Source organism: Pseudomonas sp. WC1 (assembly GCF_050586565.1).
Lineage (GTDB): Bacteria > Pseudomonadota > Gammaproteobacteria > Pseudomonadales > Pseudomonadaceae > Aquipseudomonas.
Genome location: NZ_JBOBDQ010000033.1, coordinates 44,608 through 61,851, shown reverse-complemented (window position 1 = coordinate 61,851; position 17,244 = coordinate 44,608). Strand labels below are relative to the sequence as shown.

The 17,244-nt window shown below is 62.5% G+C and carries 17 protein-coding genes; all 17 read right to left on the bottom strand.

The features are described 5' to 3' along the window. Window positions 1-546: response regulator (locus ACQ4OD_RS16005; RefSeq protein WP_430944565.1), on the bottom strand; the 546-nt coding region annotated here is incomplete at its 3' end. Window positions 547-591: 45 nt separating this feature from the next. Next, complete coding sequence (locus tag ACQ4OD_RS16000; protein WP_139673286.1) at window positions 592-2,805, bottom strand: chemotaxis protein CheA; 2,214 nt, start codon at window positions 2,803-2,805, stop codon at window positions 592-594. 12 nt (window positions 2,806-2,817) lie between these two features. Beyond that, window positions 2,818-3,606 (bottom strand): protein phosphatase CheZ, encoded by a 789-nt coding sequence (locus ACQ4OD_RS15995; protein ID WP_102685099.1) that lies wholly within the window; start codon window positions 3,604-3,606, stop codon window positions 2,818-2,820. 19 nt (window positions 3,607-3,625) lie between these two features. Further along, the gene (locus tag ACQ4OD_RS15990) at window positions 3,626-4,000 is read right to left on the bottom strand and encodes a chemotaxis response regulator CheY (RefSeq protein ID WP_023630863.1); all 375 of its coding nucleotides are present in this window, start codon (window positions 3,998-4,000) and stop codon (window positions 3,626-3,628) included. A 105-nt stretch (window positions 4,001-4,105) separates the two neighbouring features. Beyond that, the gene (gene fliA, locus ACQ4OD_RS15985; RefSeq protein WP_038706555.1) at window positions 4,106-4,846 is read right to left on the bottom strand and encodes an RNA polymerase sigma factor FliA; all 741 of its coding nucleotides are present in this window, start codon (window positions 4,844-4,846) and stop codon (window positions 4,106-4,108) included. Further along, the gene (gene fleN / locus ACQ4OD_RS15980; protein WP_023630864.1) at window positions 4,843-5,676 is read right to left on the bottom strand and encodes a flagellar synthesis regulator FleN; all 834 of its coding nucleotides are present in this window, start codon (window positions 5,674-5,676) and stop codon (window positions 4,843-4,845) included. The genes fliA and fleN overlap by 4 nt, the downstream gene beginning before the upstream one ends. Window positions 5,677-5,790: 114 nt before the next feature. Then, window positions 5,791-7,104 carry a flagellar biosynthesis protein FlhF gene (flhF, locus tag ACQ4OD_RS15975; protein ID WP_139673288.1) on the bottom strand — a complete coding sequence of 438 codons (1,314 nt, stop codon included), beginning with the start codon at window positions 7,102-7,104 and terminating at the stop codon, window positions 5,791-5,793. Window positions 7,105-7,115: 11 nt separating this feature from the next. Further along, window positions 7,116-9,245 carry a flagellar biosynthesis protein FlhA gene (gene flhA, locus ACQ4OD_RS15970; RefSeq protein ID WP_198755355.1) on the bottom strand — a complete coding sequence of 710 codons (2,130 nt, stop codon included), beginning with the start codon at window positions 9,243-9,245 and terminating at the stop codon, window positions 7,116-7,118. A gap of 1,014 nt (window positions 9,246-10,259) precedes the next feature. Next, a complete protein-coding gene (flhB, locus tag ACQ4OD_RS15965; RefSeq protein WP_430944564.1) occupies window positions 10,260-11,402 on the bottom strand; it encodes a flagellar biosynthesis protein FlhB in 1,143 nt (380 codons plus the stop codon). Window positions 11,403-11,404: 2 nt separating this feature from the next. Further along, entirely contained in the window at window positions 11,405-12,181 is a 777-nt protein-coding gene (gene fliR / locus ACQ4OD_RS15960; RefSeq protein WP_102685144.1) for a flagellar biosynthetic protein FliR, read from the bottom strand. 7 nt (window positions 12,182-12,188) lie between these two features. After that, on the bottom strand, window positions 12,189-12,458 hold the full coding sequence (gene fliQ, locus ACQ4OD_RS15955) for a flagellar biosynthesis protein FliQ (protein WP_046854686.1): 270 nt from the start codon (window positions 12,456-12,458) through the stop codon (window positions 12,189-12,191). A 21-nt stretch (window positions 12,459-12,479) separates the two neighbouring features. Continuing rightward, window positions 12,480-13,235, bottom strand: a complete 756-nt coding sequence (gene fliP / locus ACQ4OD_RS15950) for a flagellar type III secretion system pore protein FliP (RefSeq protein WP_046854685.1) — start codon at window positions 13,233-13,235, stop codon at window positions 12,480-12,482. After that, a complete protein-coding gene (gene fliO, locus ACQ4OD_RS15945; RefSeq protein ID WP_139673300.1) occupies window positions 13,235-13,687 on the bottom strand; it encodes a flagellar biosynthetic protein FliO in 453 nt (150 codons plus the stop codon). The genes fliP and fliO overlap by 1 nt, the downstream gene beginning before the upstream one ends. Continuing rightward, window positions 13,688-14,143 carry a flagellar motor switch protein FliN gene (gene fliN, locus ACQ4OD_RS15940; protein ID WP_046854683.1) on the bottom strand — a complete coding sequence of 152 codons (456 nt, stop codon included), beginning with the start codon at window positions 14,141-14,143 and terminating at the stop codon, window positions 13,688-13,690. It lies immediately after the preceding gene. Between the two features lie 46 nt (window positions 14,144-14,189). Then, window positions 14,190-15,158: a flagellar motor switch protein FliM gene (gene fliM, locus ACQ4OD_RS15935; protein ID WP_046854682.1), complete on the bottom strand. Its 969-nt coding sequence runs from the start codon at window positions 15,156-15,158 to the stop codon at window positions 14,190-14,192. A gap of 10 nt (window positions 15,159-15,168) precedes the next feature. Beyond that, a complete protein-coding gene (gene fliL, locus ACQ4OD_RS15930) occupies window positions 15,169-15,666 on the bottom strand; it encodes a flagellar basal body-associated protein FliL (RefSeq protein WP_046854681.1) in 498 nt (165 codons plus the stop codon). A 174-nt stretch (window positions 15,667-15,840) separates the two neighbouring features. Beyond that, window positions 15,841-17,199 carry a flagellar hook-length control protein FliK gene (locus ACQ4OD_RS15925; protein WP_430944563.1) on the bottom strand — a complete coding sequence of 453 codons (1,359 nt, stop codon included), beginning with the start codon at window positions 17,197-17,199 and terminating at the stop codon, window positions 15,841-15,843. Window positions 17,200-17,244: the final 45 nt, after the last annotated feature.

Genomic DNA, 17,244 nt, shown 5'->3' with positions numbered 1-17,244 from the left:
CTGGGCAGCCGGCTCCGCGGCGCGGGCCGGGGCGGCAGTGCGCGCAGGCGCGGTGCCGGCAAAGCTGCTGGCCGGGGCCTGGCTGCTGGCCGGCGCCGGGGCCGGGGCCGGGGCCGGGGCCGGGCTGGAATAGGCGCTGAAACGGCGGTTGCTGCGCGAGATGGTGTGGACCTTCTCGCAGAGCATCTGCTTGACCTTCTCCGGATTGCGCGAGATGTCTTCGAAGTTCTTCGGCAGGTAGTCGACCGCACCGGCATCCAGGGCGTCGAGGGTGACGCGGGCGCCTTCATGGGTCAGCGAGGAGAACATCAATACCGGCGTCGGGCAGCGCTGCATGATGTGACGCACCGCGGTGATGCCGTCCATCATGGGCATTTCATAGTCCATGGTGATGACATCGGGCTTGAGCGCCAGCGCCTGGTCGATCGCTTCCTTGCCGTTGGTCGCCGTACCCACCACCTGGATCGTCGGGTCGGACGCGAGAATTTCCGAGACACGGCGGCGGAAGAAACCGGAATCATCCACCACCAGGACCTTGACTGCCATAAACACTCCGTTAGGCGGCGCACCCGCCTGGGCGCGCCACCGAAATCAAATACGCCGGGCGGCGTAACGCTTGAGCATGCTCGGGACGTCGAGGATCAGCGCGATACGGCCGTCACCGGTGATGGTCGCGCCGGACATGCCCGGGGTTCCCTGCAGCATCTTGCCCAGCGGCTTGATCACCACTTCTTCCTGGCCGACCAACTGGTCGACCACGAAGCCAATGCGCTGGGTGCCAACCGACAGGATCACCACATGACCTTCGTGCTGCTCCTCGTGCTCGTGGTCCTGGACCAGCCAGCGCTTGAGGTAGAACAGCGGCAGCGCCTTGTCGCGTACGATCACCACTTCCTGGCCGTCGACCACGTTGGTGCGCGACAGGTCGAGGTGGAAGATCTCGTTGACGTTGACCAGCGGGAAGGCGAACGCCTGGTTGGCCAGCATCACCATCAGCGTCGGCATGATCGCCAGGGTCAGCGGCACCTTGATGACTATCTTCGAGCCCTGGCCCTTGGCCGAGAAGATGTTGATCGAGCCGTTGAGCTGGGAAATCTTGGTCTTCACCACGTCCATGCCGACGCCGCGGCCGGACACGTCGGAAATCTCGGTCTTGGTCGAGAACCCCGGGGCGAAGATCAGGTTGTAGCAGTCCGACTCGCTCAGGCGGTCGGCCGCGTCCTTGTCCATCAGGCCCTTTTCCACGGCCTTGGCGCGCAGGATGCTCGGGTCCATGCCCTTGCCGTCATCGGAAATCGACAGCAGGATGTGGTCACCTTCCTGTTCGGCGGACAGCACCACCCGACCCATGCGCGACTTGCCGGAAGCCTCGCGTTCGTCGGGCATCTCGACGCCATGGTCGACGGCGTTGCGCACCAAGTGCACCAACGGGTCGGCCAGGGCCTCGACCAGGTTCTTGTCCAGGTCGGTTTCTTCGCCGACCAGTTCCAGGTTGATCTCTTTTTTGAGTTGGCGGGCGAGGTCGCGAACCAGGCGTGGGAAACGCCCGAAAACCTTCTTGATCGGCTGCATGCGCGTCTTCATGACTGCGGTCTGCAGGTCGGCGGTGACCACATCGAGGTTGGACACGGCCTTGGACATGGCCTCGTCACCGCTGTTGAGCCCCAGGCGCACCAGGCGGTTACGCACCAGCACCAGCTCACCGACCATGTTCATGATCTCGTCCAGACGCGCGGTGTCGACCCGCACGGTAGTCTCCGCCTCGCTGGCGCCATGCTTGTCGGCGGCCGGCGCCGGCGCCCGGGCCGGGGCGGCAGGCTTGGCGGCGGCTGGCGCGGAAGCAGGCGTCGGCGCAGGTTTGGCAACCGGCTTGGCTTCGGCCTTGGCCGCGACAGGCGCGGCGACGGCGGCGGCTGGCGCCTCGGCCACAACCGCCTCGCCAGAGAACTTGCCCTTGCCGTGCAACTGGTCGAGCAACGCCTCGAATTCGTGTTCGGTGATGCTCTCGTCAGCCGCCGCTGGTGCCGCGGTGGCTGCAGGCGCAGCGACACCAGGCAATGCATCGACGGCGAAGGTGCCCTTGCCGTGCAACTGATCGAGCAGCGACTCGAACTCGTCGTCGGTGATCTCATCACTGGCAGGGGCAACGGCCGCTGGCTCACTGGCAGCGGCATCGGGCGAGAACTGGCCTTTGCCGTGCAGCTGGTCGAGCAACGACTCGAATTCGGCGTCGGTAATCTCGTCACCACCCGCGCTGACCTGCTCACCCTGCAATTGCTCGTGAACCTGGGCTTCAGCCTTGACTGCATCAAGCGAATCGAGCAGTTGCTCGAACTCGGTGTCGGTGATGTCGGGCTCGGCAGCCGGCGCTTCGGCGACAACAGCCACCTCGACCGGGGCCGGTTCTTCGGCGCCAGCGGGCTCGGCCAGGCGCGACAGCGCCGCCAGCAGCTCACGGGTAGCCGGCGTGACGTCGGTGCGCTCGCGCACCTGGCCGAACATGCTGTTGACCGTGTCGAGTGCTTCGAGCACCACGTCCATCAGTTCCGCGTCGACCCGGCGCTCACCTTTGCGCAGGATGTCGAACACGTTCTCGGCAATGTGGCAGCACTCCACCAACTCATTGAGCTGAAGGAAGCCGGCGCCCCCTTTTACAGTGTGGAAACCGCGGAAAATCGCGTTGAGCAGGTCCGCATCATCGGGCCGGCTTTCCAGCTCGACCAATTGCTCGGACAGTTGCTCGAGGATTTCGCCGGCTTCTACCAGGAAATCCTGAAGGATTTCTTCATCGGCGCCGAAGCTCATTAAACGTGCTCCTTAAAAACCCAGGCTGGACAACAGATCGTCGACATCGTCCTGGCTGGACACGACGTCTTCACGCTTATCGGCATGAATCTGCGGACCTTCACCCCGAGTCGGATGTTTTTCTTGATCTTTTTCAGCACGCAGCTGCTGGTGGTCATGTTCGATACCGGCAAAGCGGTCGACCTGGCTTGCCATCAGCACGAGCTTGAGCAGATTGCTTTCGACTTCGGTGACCAGGGTGGTCACCCGTTTGATCACCTGGCCGGTGAGATCCTGATAATCCTGGGCCAGGACAATATCGTTGATATGGCCGGCGACCTTCTGATTACCTTCGGCGCTGTGCGTCAGGAAACTGTCCACACGCTTGACCAGCTCACGGAACTCCGGCGCCGCCACTTCGCGACGCATGAAGCGCTGCCAGTCGGCGGACAGGCTCTGGGCCTCGGCGGCGAGGTCGTTGAGCACCGGGGTGCACGCCTCCGCCAGGTCCATGGTGCGGTTGGCCGCACCTTCGGTGAGACGGACCACGTAGGAGAGGCGCTCGGCGGCATCGGTAATCTGCGACACTTCCTCGGCCTGCGGCATGGCCGGGTCGATCTGGAAGTTGACGATTGCACTGTGCAGTTCGCGGGTGAGCTTGCCGACTTCCTGGTACAGCCCGCGGTCGCGGGTCTGGTTCAGTTGGTGGATCAGCTGCACCGCCTCACCGAAGCGGCCGCGCTCCAGGCTCTCGACCAGCTCCTGCGCATGCTTCTTCAGGGTTGATTCGAACTCACCCAAAGAGTTGTTGGTTGACTCCATTGCGCCCCCCAGACGTGACTCAGCCGTTGACGCGTTCGAAGATCTTTTCGATCTTTTCTTTCAGCGCCAGGGCGGTGAAAGGCTTGACCACATAGCCGTTCACGCCGGCCTGGGCAGCTTCGATGATCTGCTCGCGCTTGGCTTCCGCGGTGACCATCAGCACCGGCAGGTGCTTGAGGCGCTCGTCGGCGCGAACGGCGCGCAGCAGGTCGATACCGGTCATGCCCGGCATGTTCCAGTCGGTCACCAGAAAGTCAAAATGCTCGCTGGTGAGCATCGGCAGTGCCGTGTTGCCGTCATCAGCTTCCTTGACGTTGGTGAACCCCAGGTCACGCAACAGGTTCTTGATGATCCGCCGCATCGTCGAAAAGTCGTCAACGATGAGGATTTTCATGTCTTTGTTCAATTAGACCTCCAAGCAGTCTTAAACGCGCTCGGCGCCGAGCGCGCGCTCAATCAATTCGGCACTACAAAAAAAACGACTGCACTGAACCCGGGTTCAACGTGCCCGCCACTCCCCAAGGCGGCTGCGCAAACGCGCGGCGCACTGGCTGTGCAACTGGCTGACACGCGATTCGCTGACCCCCAGCACCTCACCGATTTCCTTGAGGTTCAGCTCTTCGTCGTAGTACAGCGCCAGGACCAGGCGTTCGCGCTCCGGCAGGTTGGCGATCGCATCGGCCAGCGCAGCCTGGAAGCGCTCGTCTTCCAGGTCACGCGCCGGCTCCAGCTGGCCGCTGGCTCCGTCCTCGTGCAGCCCTTCATGTTCGCCGTCCTGCAGCAGGTCGTCGAAACTGAACAGGCGGCTGCCCAAGGTGTCATTCAAAATCCCGTAGTAATCATCGAGACTCAATTGGAGTTCGGCAGCAACCTCGTGATCTTTAGCGTCGCGGCCAGTCTTTGCTTCGACACAGCGGATCGCGTCACTGACCATGCGCGTATTGCGGTGTACCGAACGTGGCGCCCAATCGCCCTTGCGCACCTCGTCGAGCATGGCGCCGCGAATACGGATACCGGCGTAGGTTTCGAAACTGGCACCCTTGCTGGCATCGTATTTGTTGGCCACTTCCAGCAAGCCGATCATCCCGGCCTGGATCAGATCCTCGACCTGGACGTTGGCCGGCAGGCGCGCCAGCAGGTGATAGGCGATACGCTTGACCAACGGCGCATAGCGTTCGATCAGCTCGTACTGCGCATCCTTGGCGGCCTTGCTGTACATCTTGAAACCGCTCGCGTTCATAGCACCGGCCCTGCACTGGTGGGCTGCACCAGGCGCTCGACAAAGAATTCCAGGTGCCCACGCGGGTTGGCAGGCAGCGGCCAGCTGTCGACCTTCTGCGCGATGGCCTTGAACGCCAGCGCGCACTTGGACCGAGGGAAGGCCTCATAGACCGCCCGCTGCTTCTGCACGGCCTTGCGCACGCATTCGTCGTAAGGCACGGCACCGACGTATTGTAGGGCGACGTCGAGGAAGCGGTCCGTGACCTTGGTCAACTTGGCGAAAAGGTTGCGGCCTTCCTGCGGGCTCTGGGCCATGTTGGCCAGCACACGAAATCGGTTCATCCCGTAATCGCGGTTGAGCAGCTTGATCAGCGCATAGGCGTCGGTGATCGAGGTCGGCTCGTCACACACCACCAGCAGCACTTCCTGGGCGGCGCGAACAAAACTGACCACCGAGTCACCGATACCCGCAGCCGTGTCGATCACCAGCACATCGAGGTTGTCGCCGATGTCGCTGAAGGCCTGGATCAGGCCGGCGTGTTGCGCGGGCGCCAGGTGCACCATGCTCTGCGTGCCGGAGGCCGCCGGGACGATGCGCACACCACCCGGCCCCTGCAACAGCACATCACGCAGCTCGCAACGGCCTTCGATCACGTCGGCGAGGGTGCGCTTGGGCGTGAGCCCCAGCAGAACGTCGACATTGGCCAGGCCCAGGTCGGCATCCAGCAACATCACCCGGCGGCCGAGTTCGGCCAGCGCCAGGGACAGGTTCACTGAAACGTTAGTCTTGCCGACGCCACCTTTGCCACCGGTCACGGCGATCACCTGTACGGGATGCATGCTACCCATGTCTGTTCTTTACCTTGTCTCGCTTGGACCCAGGCCACATGAGGGGCTGAACATTCAAGGCCACGGTCCGGCCGGGCAACCCCATGATGTAGGTACTTTGCACAGTATTCACCCTCAACCCGCGCGCTTGCCAGGGTTGTGGTACAGATCAGCGAACATGTCGGCCATGGCCTCGTCGCTGGGCTCTTCCTGCAATTGCACACTGACTGCGCGGCTTACCAACTGGTGCTTGCGCGGTAGCTGCAGGTCGTCGGGAATGCGCGGCCCATCGGTCAGATAGGCCACCGGCAATTCATGACTGATCGCCAGGCTCAGCACTTCGCCGAGGCAGGCCGTTTCGTCGAGTTTGGTCAGGATGCACCCGGCCAGGCCGCAGCGCTTGTAGCTATGGTAGGCGGCGGTGAGCACCTGCTTCTGGCTGGTGGTCGCCAGCACCAGGTAATTCTTTGCGGCGATGCCGCGCCCGGCCAGGGTCTCGAGCTGCATGCGCAGCGCCGGGTCGCTGGCCTGCAGGCCGGCGGTGTCGATCAGCACCACACGTTTGCGCAGCAGCGGCTCCAGGGCCTGGGCCAGCGACTCACCCGGGTCGACGTAGGTGACCGGCACATTGAGGATGCGGCCCAGCGTCTTGAGCTGTTCCTGGGCGCCAATGCGGAAGCTGTCCATGCTCACCAGCGCCAGGTTGTTCGCGCCGTACTTGAGCACATAGCGGGCGGCCAGCTTGGCCAGCGTGGTGGTCTTGCCCATGCCAGCCGGGCCGACCATGGCGATCACTCCGCCCTCCTCGATCGGTTCGATCTCGGGCACGTCGATCATCCGCGCCAGGTGCGCCAGGACCATGCGCCAGGCATGGCGTGGTTCTTCGATCCCGGCAGTGAGGTCGAGCAGTTCGCGGGCCAGGCCACCGGAAAGGCCGAGGCGCTGAAGCCGGCGCCAGAGGTTGGCCTGCTGCGGCTTGCTGCCTTGCAGCTGGCTCCAGGCGAGCGAACCGAGCTGGACTTCAAGCAGCTCGCGCAAGCCGGTCAGTTCGAAACGCATGGCATCGAACAGGCGTGGATCAACGGGTGCCGAGGCTGGCGCGGCAACCGGCGCGGGCTCGTCGACATGAGGCTCGATCAGCGGCTCCGAGGCGGTCAGCGGCTGCCCGGCGAACAATTGCCGGTTGCCGCCTTCGACGGCATCGCCACGCCCGGTCAGTTCGGCCTGGGCGGTAACGATGCGCGACTGGGTCTTGCGCAGCTCGTCTTCGAGCTCTGCGTTGGGCACGCGCGGGGCCAGAGCGGACAGCTTGTAGTCCAGCGCAGCCGTCAGCTCGACACCGCCGGCAATGCGCCGGTTGCCGATGATGGCGGCGTCGGAGCCGAGCTCATCCCGGACCAGCTTCATGGCCTGACGCATATCGGCGGCAAAAAAACGCTTAACTTGCATAACCCACTACCTCAGCCGTTCGGGCCCACGGTGGCAACGATGGTGACTTGCTTGTTGTCAGGTATTTCCTGATACGCCAAAACATGCAAATTCGGTACAGCCAGGCGGCCGAAGCGCGACAGCATGGCGCGGATCGGGCCGGCTACCAGAAGGATGGCCGGCTGGCCCTGCATTTCCTGGCGCTGGGCTGCCTCGATCAACGAACGCTGAAGCTTTTCGGCCATGCTCGGCTCAAGAAGAACACCATCTTCCTGACCCTGCCCGGCCCTTTGCAGACTATTGAGCAAGATCTGTTCCAACCTTGGCTCCAAGGTGATCACAGGCAGCTCGGACTCAACGCCGACAATGCTTTGCACGATGGCGCGGGACAACCCGACGCGCACCACCGCCACCAGCGCGGCGGTATCTTGACTCTTCGCCGCGTTGTTGGCGATGGCTTCGGCAATGCTGCGGATGTCACGCACCGGCACCTGTTCGGCGAGCAGTGCCTGCAGGACCTTGAGCAGGCCCGACAAGGAAATGACACCCGGCACCACCTCTTCGGCCAGTTTCGGCGAGACCTTGGCCAGCACCTGCAGCAGTTGCACCACCTCCTCGTGCCCGATCAGCTCGTGACAGTGCTTCTGCAGGATCTGGTTGAGGTGGGTGGCGACCACGGTGCTGGCGTCCACCACCGTATAGCCCAGCGATTGCGCCTGGGCACGCTGACCGACATCGATCCATACTGCCTCCAGGCCAAATGCCGGATCTCGTGAGGCGATGCCGTTGAGGGCACCGAACACCTGGCCCGGATTGATCGCAAGCTCCCGATCCGGGTAGATCTCGGCCTCGGCCAGAATCACACCCATCAGCGTCAGGCGGTAGGCGCTGGGCTGCAGGTCGAGGTTGTCGCGGATATGCACGGTGGGCATGAGGAAGCCCAGGTCCTGGGAGAGCTTCTTGCGCACGCCCTTGATGCGCGCAAGCAACTGCCCCCCTTGATTGCGGTCGACCAACGGAATCAGGCGGTAGCCAACCTCAAGGCCGATCATGTCGATTGGGGTGACATCGTCCCAGCCCAGTTCCTTGGTTTCCATGGCACGCTGCGGCGAAGGCAGCAGGTCCTGCTGGCGCTCGGCCTCCTGCTGGGCCGCGACCTTGGCCTTTTGCTGCTTTTTCCAGAGCAGATAGGCGCCACCGCAGGCCACCCCGCCCAGGCCCAGGAAGGCCATGTGCGGCATGCCCGGCACCAGTCCCATGACAATCATCAACCCGCCAGACACCGCCAGCGCCTTGGGCGAATCGAACATCTGACGGTTGATCAACTTGCCCATGTCCTCGGAGCCCGAGGCGCGGGTGACCATGATCGCGGCGGCGGTGGACAGCAGCAGCGAGGGCAGTTGCGCCACCAAACCGTCACCGATGGTCAGCAAGGCATAGACCTTGCCGGCGTCGCCGAAGCTCATGCCGTGCTGGAGCATGCCGATGAGCATGCCGCCGATGAGGTTGATGAAGAGGATCAGCAGGCCGGCGATGGCGTCACCGCGCACGAACTTGCTGGCACCGTCCATGGAACCATAGAACTCGGCTTCCTGGGCAACTTCGCTACGCCGCGCCTTGGCCTGGGCCTGGTCGATGAGGCCGGCGTTGAGGTCGGCGTCGATGGCCATCTGCTTGCCGGGCATAGCGTCGAGAGTGAACCGGGCGCTCACTTCGGAGATACGCCCAGCACCCTTGGTCACCACCACGAAGTTGATGATCATGAGGATGGCGAAGACCACGGCACCGACGACATAGTTGCCGCCGATCACCACTTCACCGAAGGCCTGGATCACCTTGCCCGCGGCGCCATGGCCTTCCTGGCCGTGCAGCATGACCACACGGGTGGACGCGACGTTCAGCGCCAGACGCAACAGGGTCGCCACCAGCAAGATCGTCGGGAAGGCTGCGAAGTCCAGGGGACGCAGCGCATAGACGCAGACGAGAAGCACCACGATCGACAGGGCGATGTTGAAGGTGAAGAACACATCGAGCAGGAACGGCGGTATCGGCAACATCATCATTGCCAACATCACCAGCAGCAGCAGCGGCACGCCGAGATTGCCCCGGCCGAGACCGGCCAGGTTGTTGCGGGCGTTGCTGATTAACTGAGTGCGATCCACCGCGAGTCCCCTTCAAGCAAAACTTTGACGCCTGCGTGGCGCCTGGCGCTGCCTCTGCAAGAAGCTTTCCAACTTTTGGTTTTGGGGGATTTGGCGGGCTGGGCTGGCTGGCTGGCTGGCTGGCTGGCTGGCTGGCTGGCTGGCTGGCTGGCTTTAGAGTGTTGGTGATGGTTTTTATGGGGGTATGCGCATTCAGAGGCGATGGCGACGCATACTCACCTTTTCGCCTTTACGGCGACCTTCTTTTGCACGCGGGCAAAAGAAGGCAAAAACCGCTCGCTCCATTCATACGGCCCCTACGCTGCGCTCCGGGGTTCCCTCGCTCCGTTCTTGCTCCCGTGGGTACCGCGCTGCAGGGCCCATCCTGGGCCCCAGCGCTCGACGGCCATCCATGGCCGTCGCCCCACTACGCAAGACCTCCGCTCGGCCTCCTGAAGTCGCAATGTGTGGCGCCTGAACTATCGCGCACTTAGAAGCAAGAGCAAGAGCAAGAGCAAGAGCAAGAGCAAGAGCAAGAGCAGGAAATGCGAAGTTGACTATTTGAAAGTTATTTATATATTAGCCGCCCCGCGAAACAATCGAGAGATTAATTACGTAGCAACTAGCGACAGCTGCGTCAGCCCAGGCGCCGCCCGTAACTTCGCGACTTCAGGAGGCCGAACGCAGGTCTTGCGGAGGGAGGTGACGGGCATGGATGCCCGTCAAGCGCTGCGCCCCAGGATGGGGCGTTCAGCGCGGTCCTCCCGGGAGCAAGGCCGGAGTGAGGGGACCCCGGAGCGAAGCGTAGGGGCCGGATGAATGGAGCGAGGATTTTTTGGTTCCTTTTTGATCCTTCAAAAAGGGACCCGCCGTAAGGGCGGAAAGGTGACTGTGCGTCGACGCCACAAATGAATGCGCACGCAAACCCCAATACCACCGAAAACTACAAACTACAAACTACAAACTACAAACTACAAACTACAAACTACAAACTACAAACTACAAACTACAAACTACAAACTACAAACTACAAACTCAGCTATCGCGCTGCAAATCCTCGGGAATCGGCAAATCCTTGTTCAAAGGCTCAGGCGGCTTGCCCTTGCCCGCCCGGTACTGTCGAACCTGGAACACAAACGCCAATACCTGCGCCACGGCCAGGTACAACCCCGCCGGGATCTCCTGCTCAAGCTCGGTGGAGTAGTAGATAGCCCGCGCCAGGGCCGCCGACTCCAGTATCTGCACATTGTGCTCGGCACCGATCTCACGGATCTTCAGCGCGACAAAATCGGTGCCCTTGGCCACCAGCAACGGCGCCATCCCCCCCTTCTCAGGGTCGTACTGCAACGCCACCGCATAGTGAGTCGGGTTGGTGATGATCACATCCGCCTCAGGCACTGCCGCCATCATCCGCCGCTGCGACGCCTCACGCTGCAACTGCCGGATACGCTGCTTGACCTCAGGCTTGCCCTCACTGTCCTTGTACTCGTCCTTCACTTCCTGCTTGGTCATCTTCATTTTCTTGTGCGTCTGCCAAAGCTGGAACGGCACATCCGCCGCCGCAATCAACAGCAGCCCCGCCGCCATCCACAGCGCACTCCACCCCACCACCTGCACCGAGTGGATGATCGCCTGCTCGAGCGGCTCATTGGCAATGGCCAGCAACGCCTGACGGTCCGCCGACAGCACGACCAAGGCAACGATCAAGATCATGAAGAACTTGGCCATGGCCTTGACCAGTTCGGTCAGCGCATTCAGCGAGAACATGCGCTTGATCCCCGACAGCGGGTTCATGCGGCTGAACTTCGGCTGCAGCAAGCTGCCCGAGAACAAGAACCCTCCCAGCGCAATGGGCGCTACGAATGAAATCACGAACAGCAGCAGCATTACCGGCTGCACAGCCCAGATTGCCATCTTGCCCGAGGCCAACAGGAATGCCGCCATGTTGCGCTCGTCGACCACCACCTCCCGGGTAAGGCTGAAGTTCATGCGCATCAAGGCCATCAACGTCTCGGCCAGGTAGCCACCGAACGCCATCAGCGCACCCGAGCCGGCCAAGGTTACCGCGACGGTGTTCAGCTCCTTGGAACGGGCAATCTCCCCCTTTTCGCGCGAGTCCTTCTTGCGCTTGTCGGTGGGTTCCTCTGTCTTGTCCTGACCGCTCTCGCTCTCTGCCATGCTCAGCGCGCCCGTGCCAGCTCACGCAGCCACTGCAGCGCTTCGCTGGCCAGTGCCTGGTAATGGGAAAGAATATCGGCCAGGCCGATCCAGAAAATGATCAGGCCCAACACCAGTGTCAGCGGGAAGCCGATGGAGAAAATATTCAACTGTGGCGCTGCGCGGGTCATTACACCGAAGGCAATGTTGACCACCAGCAGCGACGCAATGGCTGGCAAGACAAGCAGCAACCCAGCCCCCAGCACCCAGCTCAAACGCCCCGCCATCTCCCAGAAATGGTTGACCACCAGGGCACTGCCAACCGGTAGCGTGGTAAAGCTCTCGGTGAGGATCTCGAACGCCACCAAATGGCCATTCATCAGCAGGAACAAAACGCTCACCAGCATCGTCATGAACTGGCTGACCACCGCGACGTTGACGCCGTTGGTCGGGTCCATCATGGAGGCGAACGCCATACCCATCTGGATCGCAATGATCTGCCCCGCAATCACAAACGCCTGAAACAGCAGCTGCAGGGAGAACCCGAACAACGCCCCAACGATCACCTGTTCGCCGCACAACAGCACGCCGCGCAGGCTCAAGGGGTCTATCGGCGGCAACGGCGGAAGCGCCGGCACTATCACCACGGTAATGGCCAATGCCGCATACAGCCGCACCCGGGCCGGCAGCATCTTGGTGCCAAAGATCGGCATGGTCATCAGCAGCGCCGTCACCCGAAACAACGGCAGGATGAAGGTGGCCACCCAGGTACCGATCTGAGTATCGGTCAGCTCCAGCATGGCCGCGTCAACCGATCAACTGCGGGATGCTGGTGTACAGGCCAATGAAGTACTCCATGAACTTCTGCACAAGCCAAGGGCCGGCGATGATCAGCGTGACCAGCATCACCAACAGGCGCGGCAGGAAGCTCAGGGTCTGCTCGTTGATCTGCGTGGCCGCCTGAAACATTGCCACCACCAGGCCGACCAGCAGGCTCGGCACCACCAGGATAGCCACCATCATGGAGGTCATCCACAAGGCTTCACGGAACAGGTCGACTGCGACTTCAGGTGTCATGCAAGACTCTCCTTGGTGGCATCAGACACCGCCGAAACTGCCGGCCAGGGTACCCATGATCAGCGCCCATCCATCGACCAGCACGAACAGCATGATCTTGAACGGCAACGAAATGATCAGCGGCGACAGCATCATCATGCCCATGGCCATCAGCACACTGGCGACCACCATGTCGATGATCAGGAACGGGATGAAGATCATGAAGCCGATCTGGAACGCCGTCTTGAGCTCGGAGGTCACGAATGCCGGCACCAGGATCGTCAGCGGCACCTGATCCGGGCCTGCGATATCGGTGCGCTTGGATAGGCGCATGAACAGGTCCAGGTCGCTCTGCCGGGTTTGCGCCAGCATGAAGTCCTTCAACGGGCCCTGGGCCTTGTCGATGGCCTGCTGGGCCGTCATCTGCTCGGCCAGATAAGGTTGGATGGCATCCTTGTTCACTCGCTCGAACACGGGCGCCATGATGAACATGGTCAAGAACAGCGCCATGCCGGTGAGGATCTGGTTCGAGGGTGTCTGTTGCAGGCCCAGAGCCTGTCGCAGGATCGAGAAGACGATGATGATGCGGGTAAAGCTGGTCATCAGGATGACAAACGCCGGAATGAAGCTCAGCGCAGTCATGATCAGCAGAATCTGCAGGCTGACCGAATACTCCTGCTGCCCGTCCGCCCCATTGGACAGGGTGATGGCCGGGATGGACAACGGGTCGGCAGCCAGGGCCAGCGGTGCAGCCAGCAGCAGCGCCAGCGTCAACAGTAAGCGCAGTGCGCCGGTCATCACTTCTTGTCCTTCTGATCCTTGCCCATCAGCTCAAGCAGCCGCTGGGCGAATTCCGGCGTGGCCTGGCGCGCATCGGCGGGCACGTCGACAGGCTCGGCCAGCACATGCAACGCCTCGATGCTGCCAGGGGTATGGCCAATGAGAATCTGCTCCTTGCCCACCTGGATCAGCAGCAGCCGGTCGCGCGGGCCAATGGCACGGGTGCCGACGATCTCGATGACCGGAGCGCCCCGCTGCACCGAGCCCTGCATGCGCCGCAGCAACCAGGCCAGGAAAAAGATCAGGCCGACGACCACCAGCAGGCCGAATACGGTTTGCGCCAGCTGCGCGCCGAAGCCGCCAGGGGCAGGCGCCGCAGCCGGCACGGTTACCGGCTCGGCAGCGGCGATCACCACCTCACTGGCCAGCAACGTGCCAAGGGCCAGCATGGCCCGCACCATGCGCTTCACTCAGCGCAACTTCTTGATACGTTCGCTGGGGCTGATCACGTCGGTCAGGCGAATGCCGAACTTCTCGTTGACCACCACGACCTCGCCATGGGCGATCAGCGTGCCGTTGACCAGCACATCCAGCGGCTCGCCGGCGAGGCGATCAAGCTCGATCACTGAACCCTGGTTGAGTTGCAGCAGGTTGCGGATGTTGATTTCGGTGCTGCCCACCTCCATCGAGATGCTCACCGGAATATCCAGGATCACATCCAGGTTGGGACCTTCGAGGCTGACATTCTCGTTGGGCTTGGGGGAGCTTGCGAACTCTTCCATCGGCAGGCGGCCGGCGCCGGAGTCTGCAGCCAACAGCGCATCGATGTCGGACTGGCCGGCATCGCCGGTCTCTTCCAGGGCCGCAGCCCACTCATCGGCCAGGGCCTGTTCCTCTGGAGAGTTGATCTCGTTTTCGTTAGCCATGATTTCCTCGACAGGCATTCAATACGTTTAAGCGACCGGCACGCCGTCAGCGGCGCTCGATCGGGTCGATGATCTGCAGCGACAGGGTGCCCTTGTGCGATCCCAGCCGCGCCTTGAACGACGGCACGCCATTGGCGCGCAAGACCAGGTGCTCCGGCAGTTCCACCGGGATCACGTCGCCTGGCTGCATGTGCAGGATGTCGCGCAGTTTGAGCTGGCGGCGGGCAACAGTGGCCGACAGCGGCACATTGACGTCCAGAACATCCTCACGCAGCGCCTTGACCCAGCGCTCGTCCTGGTCGTCCAGGTCGGACTGGAACCCGGCATCGAGCATTTCACGCACCGGCTCGATCATCGAGTACGGCATGGTCACGTGCAGGTCGCCGCCACCGCCATCGAGTTCGATGTGGAAGGTCGAAACCACCACGGCCTCGCTGGGGCCAACGATGTTGGCCATGGCCGGGTTGACCTCGGAGTTGATGTACTCGAAGTTGACCGGCATGATCGCCTGCCAGGCTTCCTTGAGGTCGACGAAGCACTGGTCCAGGACCATGCGCACTACGCGCAGCTCGGTCGGGGTGAATTCACGCCCCTCGATCTTGGCATGACGGCCGTCGCCACCGAAGAAGTTGTCCACCAGCTTGAACACCAGCTTGGCGTCGAGGATGAACAGCGCGGTGCCGCGCAACGGCTTGATCTTGACCAGGTTCAGGCTGGTCGGCACGTACAGCGAGTGCACGTACTCGCCGAATTTCATCACCTGCACGCCGCCCACCGCCACGTCGGCGGAGCGGCGCAGCAGGTTGAACATGCTGATGCGGGTGTAACGGGCGAAACGCTCGTTGATCATTTCCAGGGTCGGCATGCGCCCCCGGACGATACGATCCTGACTGGTCAGGTCGTAGCTCTTGATGCTGCCGGGCTCGCCGGTGCTCTCGGTTTGTACCAGCCCATCGTCCACCCCATGCAGCAGGGCGTCGATCTCATCCTGGGACAGCAGGTCCTGCACGGCCATCTATGTGCTCCTACTGCAATACGAAATTGGTGAACAGCAGCTGGTCGACGACCGGCCTGCCGACTTCCTTCTGCGCCACTTCCTGGACCACCGCAGTAGCCTTCTGGCGCAGCATTTCCTGGCCGACCGGGCTCGCGGCGAGGGTGTCGAAACCCTGCCCGGAGAACATCATCACCAGGTTGTTGCGGATCACCGGCATGTGTACTTTCAGCGCCTCCAGGTCCGCTTGGCTGCGGCCCTGCATGGTGATACTCACCTGCATGTAGCGCTGGCGGCCATTCTGGTTGAAGTTGACGACAAAGGCCGGTGCCAGGGGCTCGTAGATCGCCGCTGGCTTGATGTTGCTCTGAGCTGCTTCAGGCGCCGGAGCCGACTCGCTCTTGTGCATGAAGAACCAGGTCGCACCCACCGACAGGCCGACTGCGAGAAGCAGCGCCAGCACCAACAGCAGGATCAGCTTGAGTTTGCCTTTAGTGGCGGGGTCTTTCACTGCGTCGCTCTTCGCCATGCCAATAATCCGTCGTCCATCGGGGTTTCAAAGAAGGATGACGTGGCTGAGCAAGTGTTATGCCAGATTTGCCTTTGCGAGCTTCTGGGGGTGCAACCACTTTACGAGATGCGGCATCTGTAAAATTTCGCCTGGCGTCGCTGCACACAGGCAACGCCAGGCAAGCCCGAACAATCAAGCGTAATAATCGACCACACTGTCGCCTACCACCACCTGCTGCTCGACAGGGCGCGCGACTTCAGCGGGATCGGCATCGTCCCCGTCCGCTGCGTTGCCACGCCGCGCCGCCACGCCGGACAGGCCCGACCCACCCTGCTGCGCCTCTTGCTGTTGCTGCTGGCCACGGGACTGATCAGCCACGCTGACGTCGGGCTGGGCCAAGCCCTGCTGGGCGAACAGCTCTCGCAGGCGATGCACCTGGCTGTCGAGGGCGTCGCGCACACCGGCATGGCCGCTGACGAAGTGGATCTGGGTCGACTGGTCTGTCGCCACGTTGACGCGAATATCCAGGCGTCCCAACTCCCGCGGCTCAAGCTGGATGTCCGCAGACTTGAGGTTCTGGCTGGAGAGGTACATGACCCGGTTGACCAACCCCTCGGTCCAGCCGCCCTGGTTCATCGCCAACGGTTGCTGCAGCGGGCCAGGCGTGACGGGCACGGTGTTGGCGGTCTTGGGCGTCACCGCCTGGGTAAGGCTGGCCAGGCGGTTGGCAAAATCGTCGACGCGGGTATCACTGCTGGCACCCTTGATATCCTTGAGGCCGTCATCGAGCAGGCCGGCAAAGGCCTTGTCACCACGCTCACCCTGCCCCGGCTCCGACTCCCCTTTCTCGGCCAAAGTCGCCAAGGTATTGACGGCTGCAGCAGCAGGACTGGCAGTTTGCTGACCGTTGTTATCGACAACGGCATGGGCCGACGTCTTGCCCTTGGACTGCGCATCCTGTTCAAGCGCCAGGCGCAAGGCCGGCATATCGGCAAGCGCATCGGCCTCGGGGTCGAACGCCGTGGTTTGCTCAGCCTCTTGCGCTACCTGCACCGGCGCTGGTGCAGGCTGCAGCGGCGCTTGAACCGCCGCCTGCAACACGGGCGCCACCGCTTCCGCCTGGGCCTGGAGCAGTTGCGCCCCGGCCTGGGCATCGGTCACCTGGCCAGCGACCAGGCTGGCATCGAGCGGGGGCACTGCACTGTCATCGGCGACCTCATCAGTGTCGTCGGCGGACTGCGAAGATGCAGTCGATGGCAAGCTCTTGCCGTCATCGGCAACGGCCGGCGTCTTACCCGCGGCCTGCTTGCCGCCCGCGGCTGGGTCAGGCTGCGCCTTGTTCTTCGCCGACGGCACTTGGCTGACGGGCTTTTCATCCCTTGCCGGGACACTCTTGACCGGGGTGCTGTCACGCTCTTGTCGGGCCATCACCTGATCAAAGCCGGCGCCTTGCTTCGCGGCCTGCAGCGGCTTTTCCGCCGCACTGGCAGCTTGGCGTTGCGCCTGATTGGCGAGGCCGGCTTGCAACAATTGATTGGGTGCGACAGGCATTGAACAATCTCCGCTCCAGAACCTGGAAAAATACGTCTGGGGCTG

Excerpts from the sequence above, each read along its gene's own strand:
- flhF (WP_139673288.1), bottom strand. The coding sequence starts at position 7,104 with ATGCAAGTTAAGCGTTTTTTTGCCGCCGATATGCGTCAGGCCATGAAG.
- fliN (WP_046854683.1), bottom strand. The coding sequence starts at position 14,143 with ATGGCTAACGAAAACGAGATCAACTCTCCAGAGGAACAGGCCCTGGCC.
- fliA (WP_038706555.1), bottom strand. The coding sequence starts at position 4,846 with ATGAACGCGAGCGGTTTCAAGATGTACAGCAAGGCCGCCAAGGATGCG.
- ACQ4OD_RS15925 (WP_430944563.1), bottom strand. The coding sequence starts at position 17,199 with ATGCCTGTCGCACCCAATCAATTGTTGCAAGCCGGCCTCGCCAATCAG.
- ACQ4OD_RS15990 (WP_023630863.1), bottom strand. The coding sequence starts at position 4,000 with ATGAAAATCCTCATCGTTGACGACTTTTCGACGATGCGGCGGATCATC.
- fleN (WP_023630864.1), bottom strand. The coding sequence starts at position 5,676 with ATGGGTAGCATGCATCCCGTACAGGTGATCGCCGTGACCGGTGGCAAA.
- fliR (WP_102685144.1), bottom strand. The coding sequence starts at position 12,181 with ATGCTGGAGCTGACCGATACTCAGATCGGTACCTGGGTGGCCACCTTC.
- ACQ4OD_RS16000 (WP_139673286.1), bottom strand. The coding sequence starts at position 2,805 with ATGAGCTTCGGCGCCGATGAAGAAATCCTTCAGGATTTCCTGGTAGAA.
- fliP (WP_046854685.1), bottom strand. The coding sequence starts at position 13,235 with ATGACCGGCGCACTGCGCTTACTGTTGACGCTGGCGCTGCTGCTGGCT.
- flhB (WP_430944564.1), bottom strand. The coding sequence starts at position 11,402 with ATGGCAGAGAGCGAGAGCGGTCAGGACAAGACAGAGGAACCCACCGAC.
- ACQ4OD_RS15995 (WP_102685099.1), bottom strand. The coding sequence starts at position 3,606 with ATGGAGTCAACCAACAACTCTTTGGGTGAGTTCGAATCAACCCTGAAG.
- fliM (WP_046854682.1), bottom strand. The coding sequence starts at position 15,158 with ATGGCCGTGCAGGACCTGCTGTCCCAGGATGAGATCGACGCCCTGCTG.
- fliQ (WP_046854686.1), bottom strand. The coding sequence starts at position 12,458 with ATGACACCTGAAGTCGCAGTCGACCTGTTCCGTGAAGCCTTGTGGATG.
- fliL (WP_046854681.1), bottom strand. The coding sequence starts at position 15,666 with ATGGCGAAGAGCGACGCAGTGAAAGACCCCGCCACTAAAGGCAAACTC.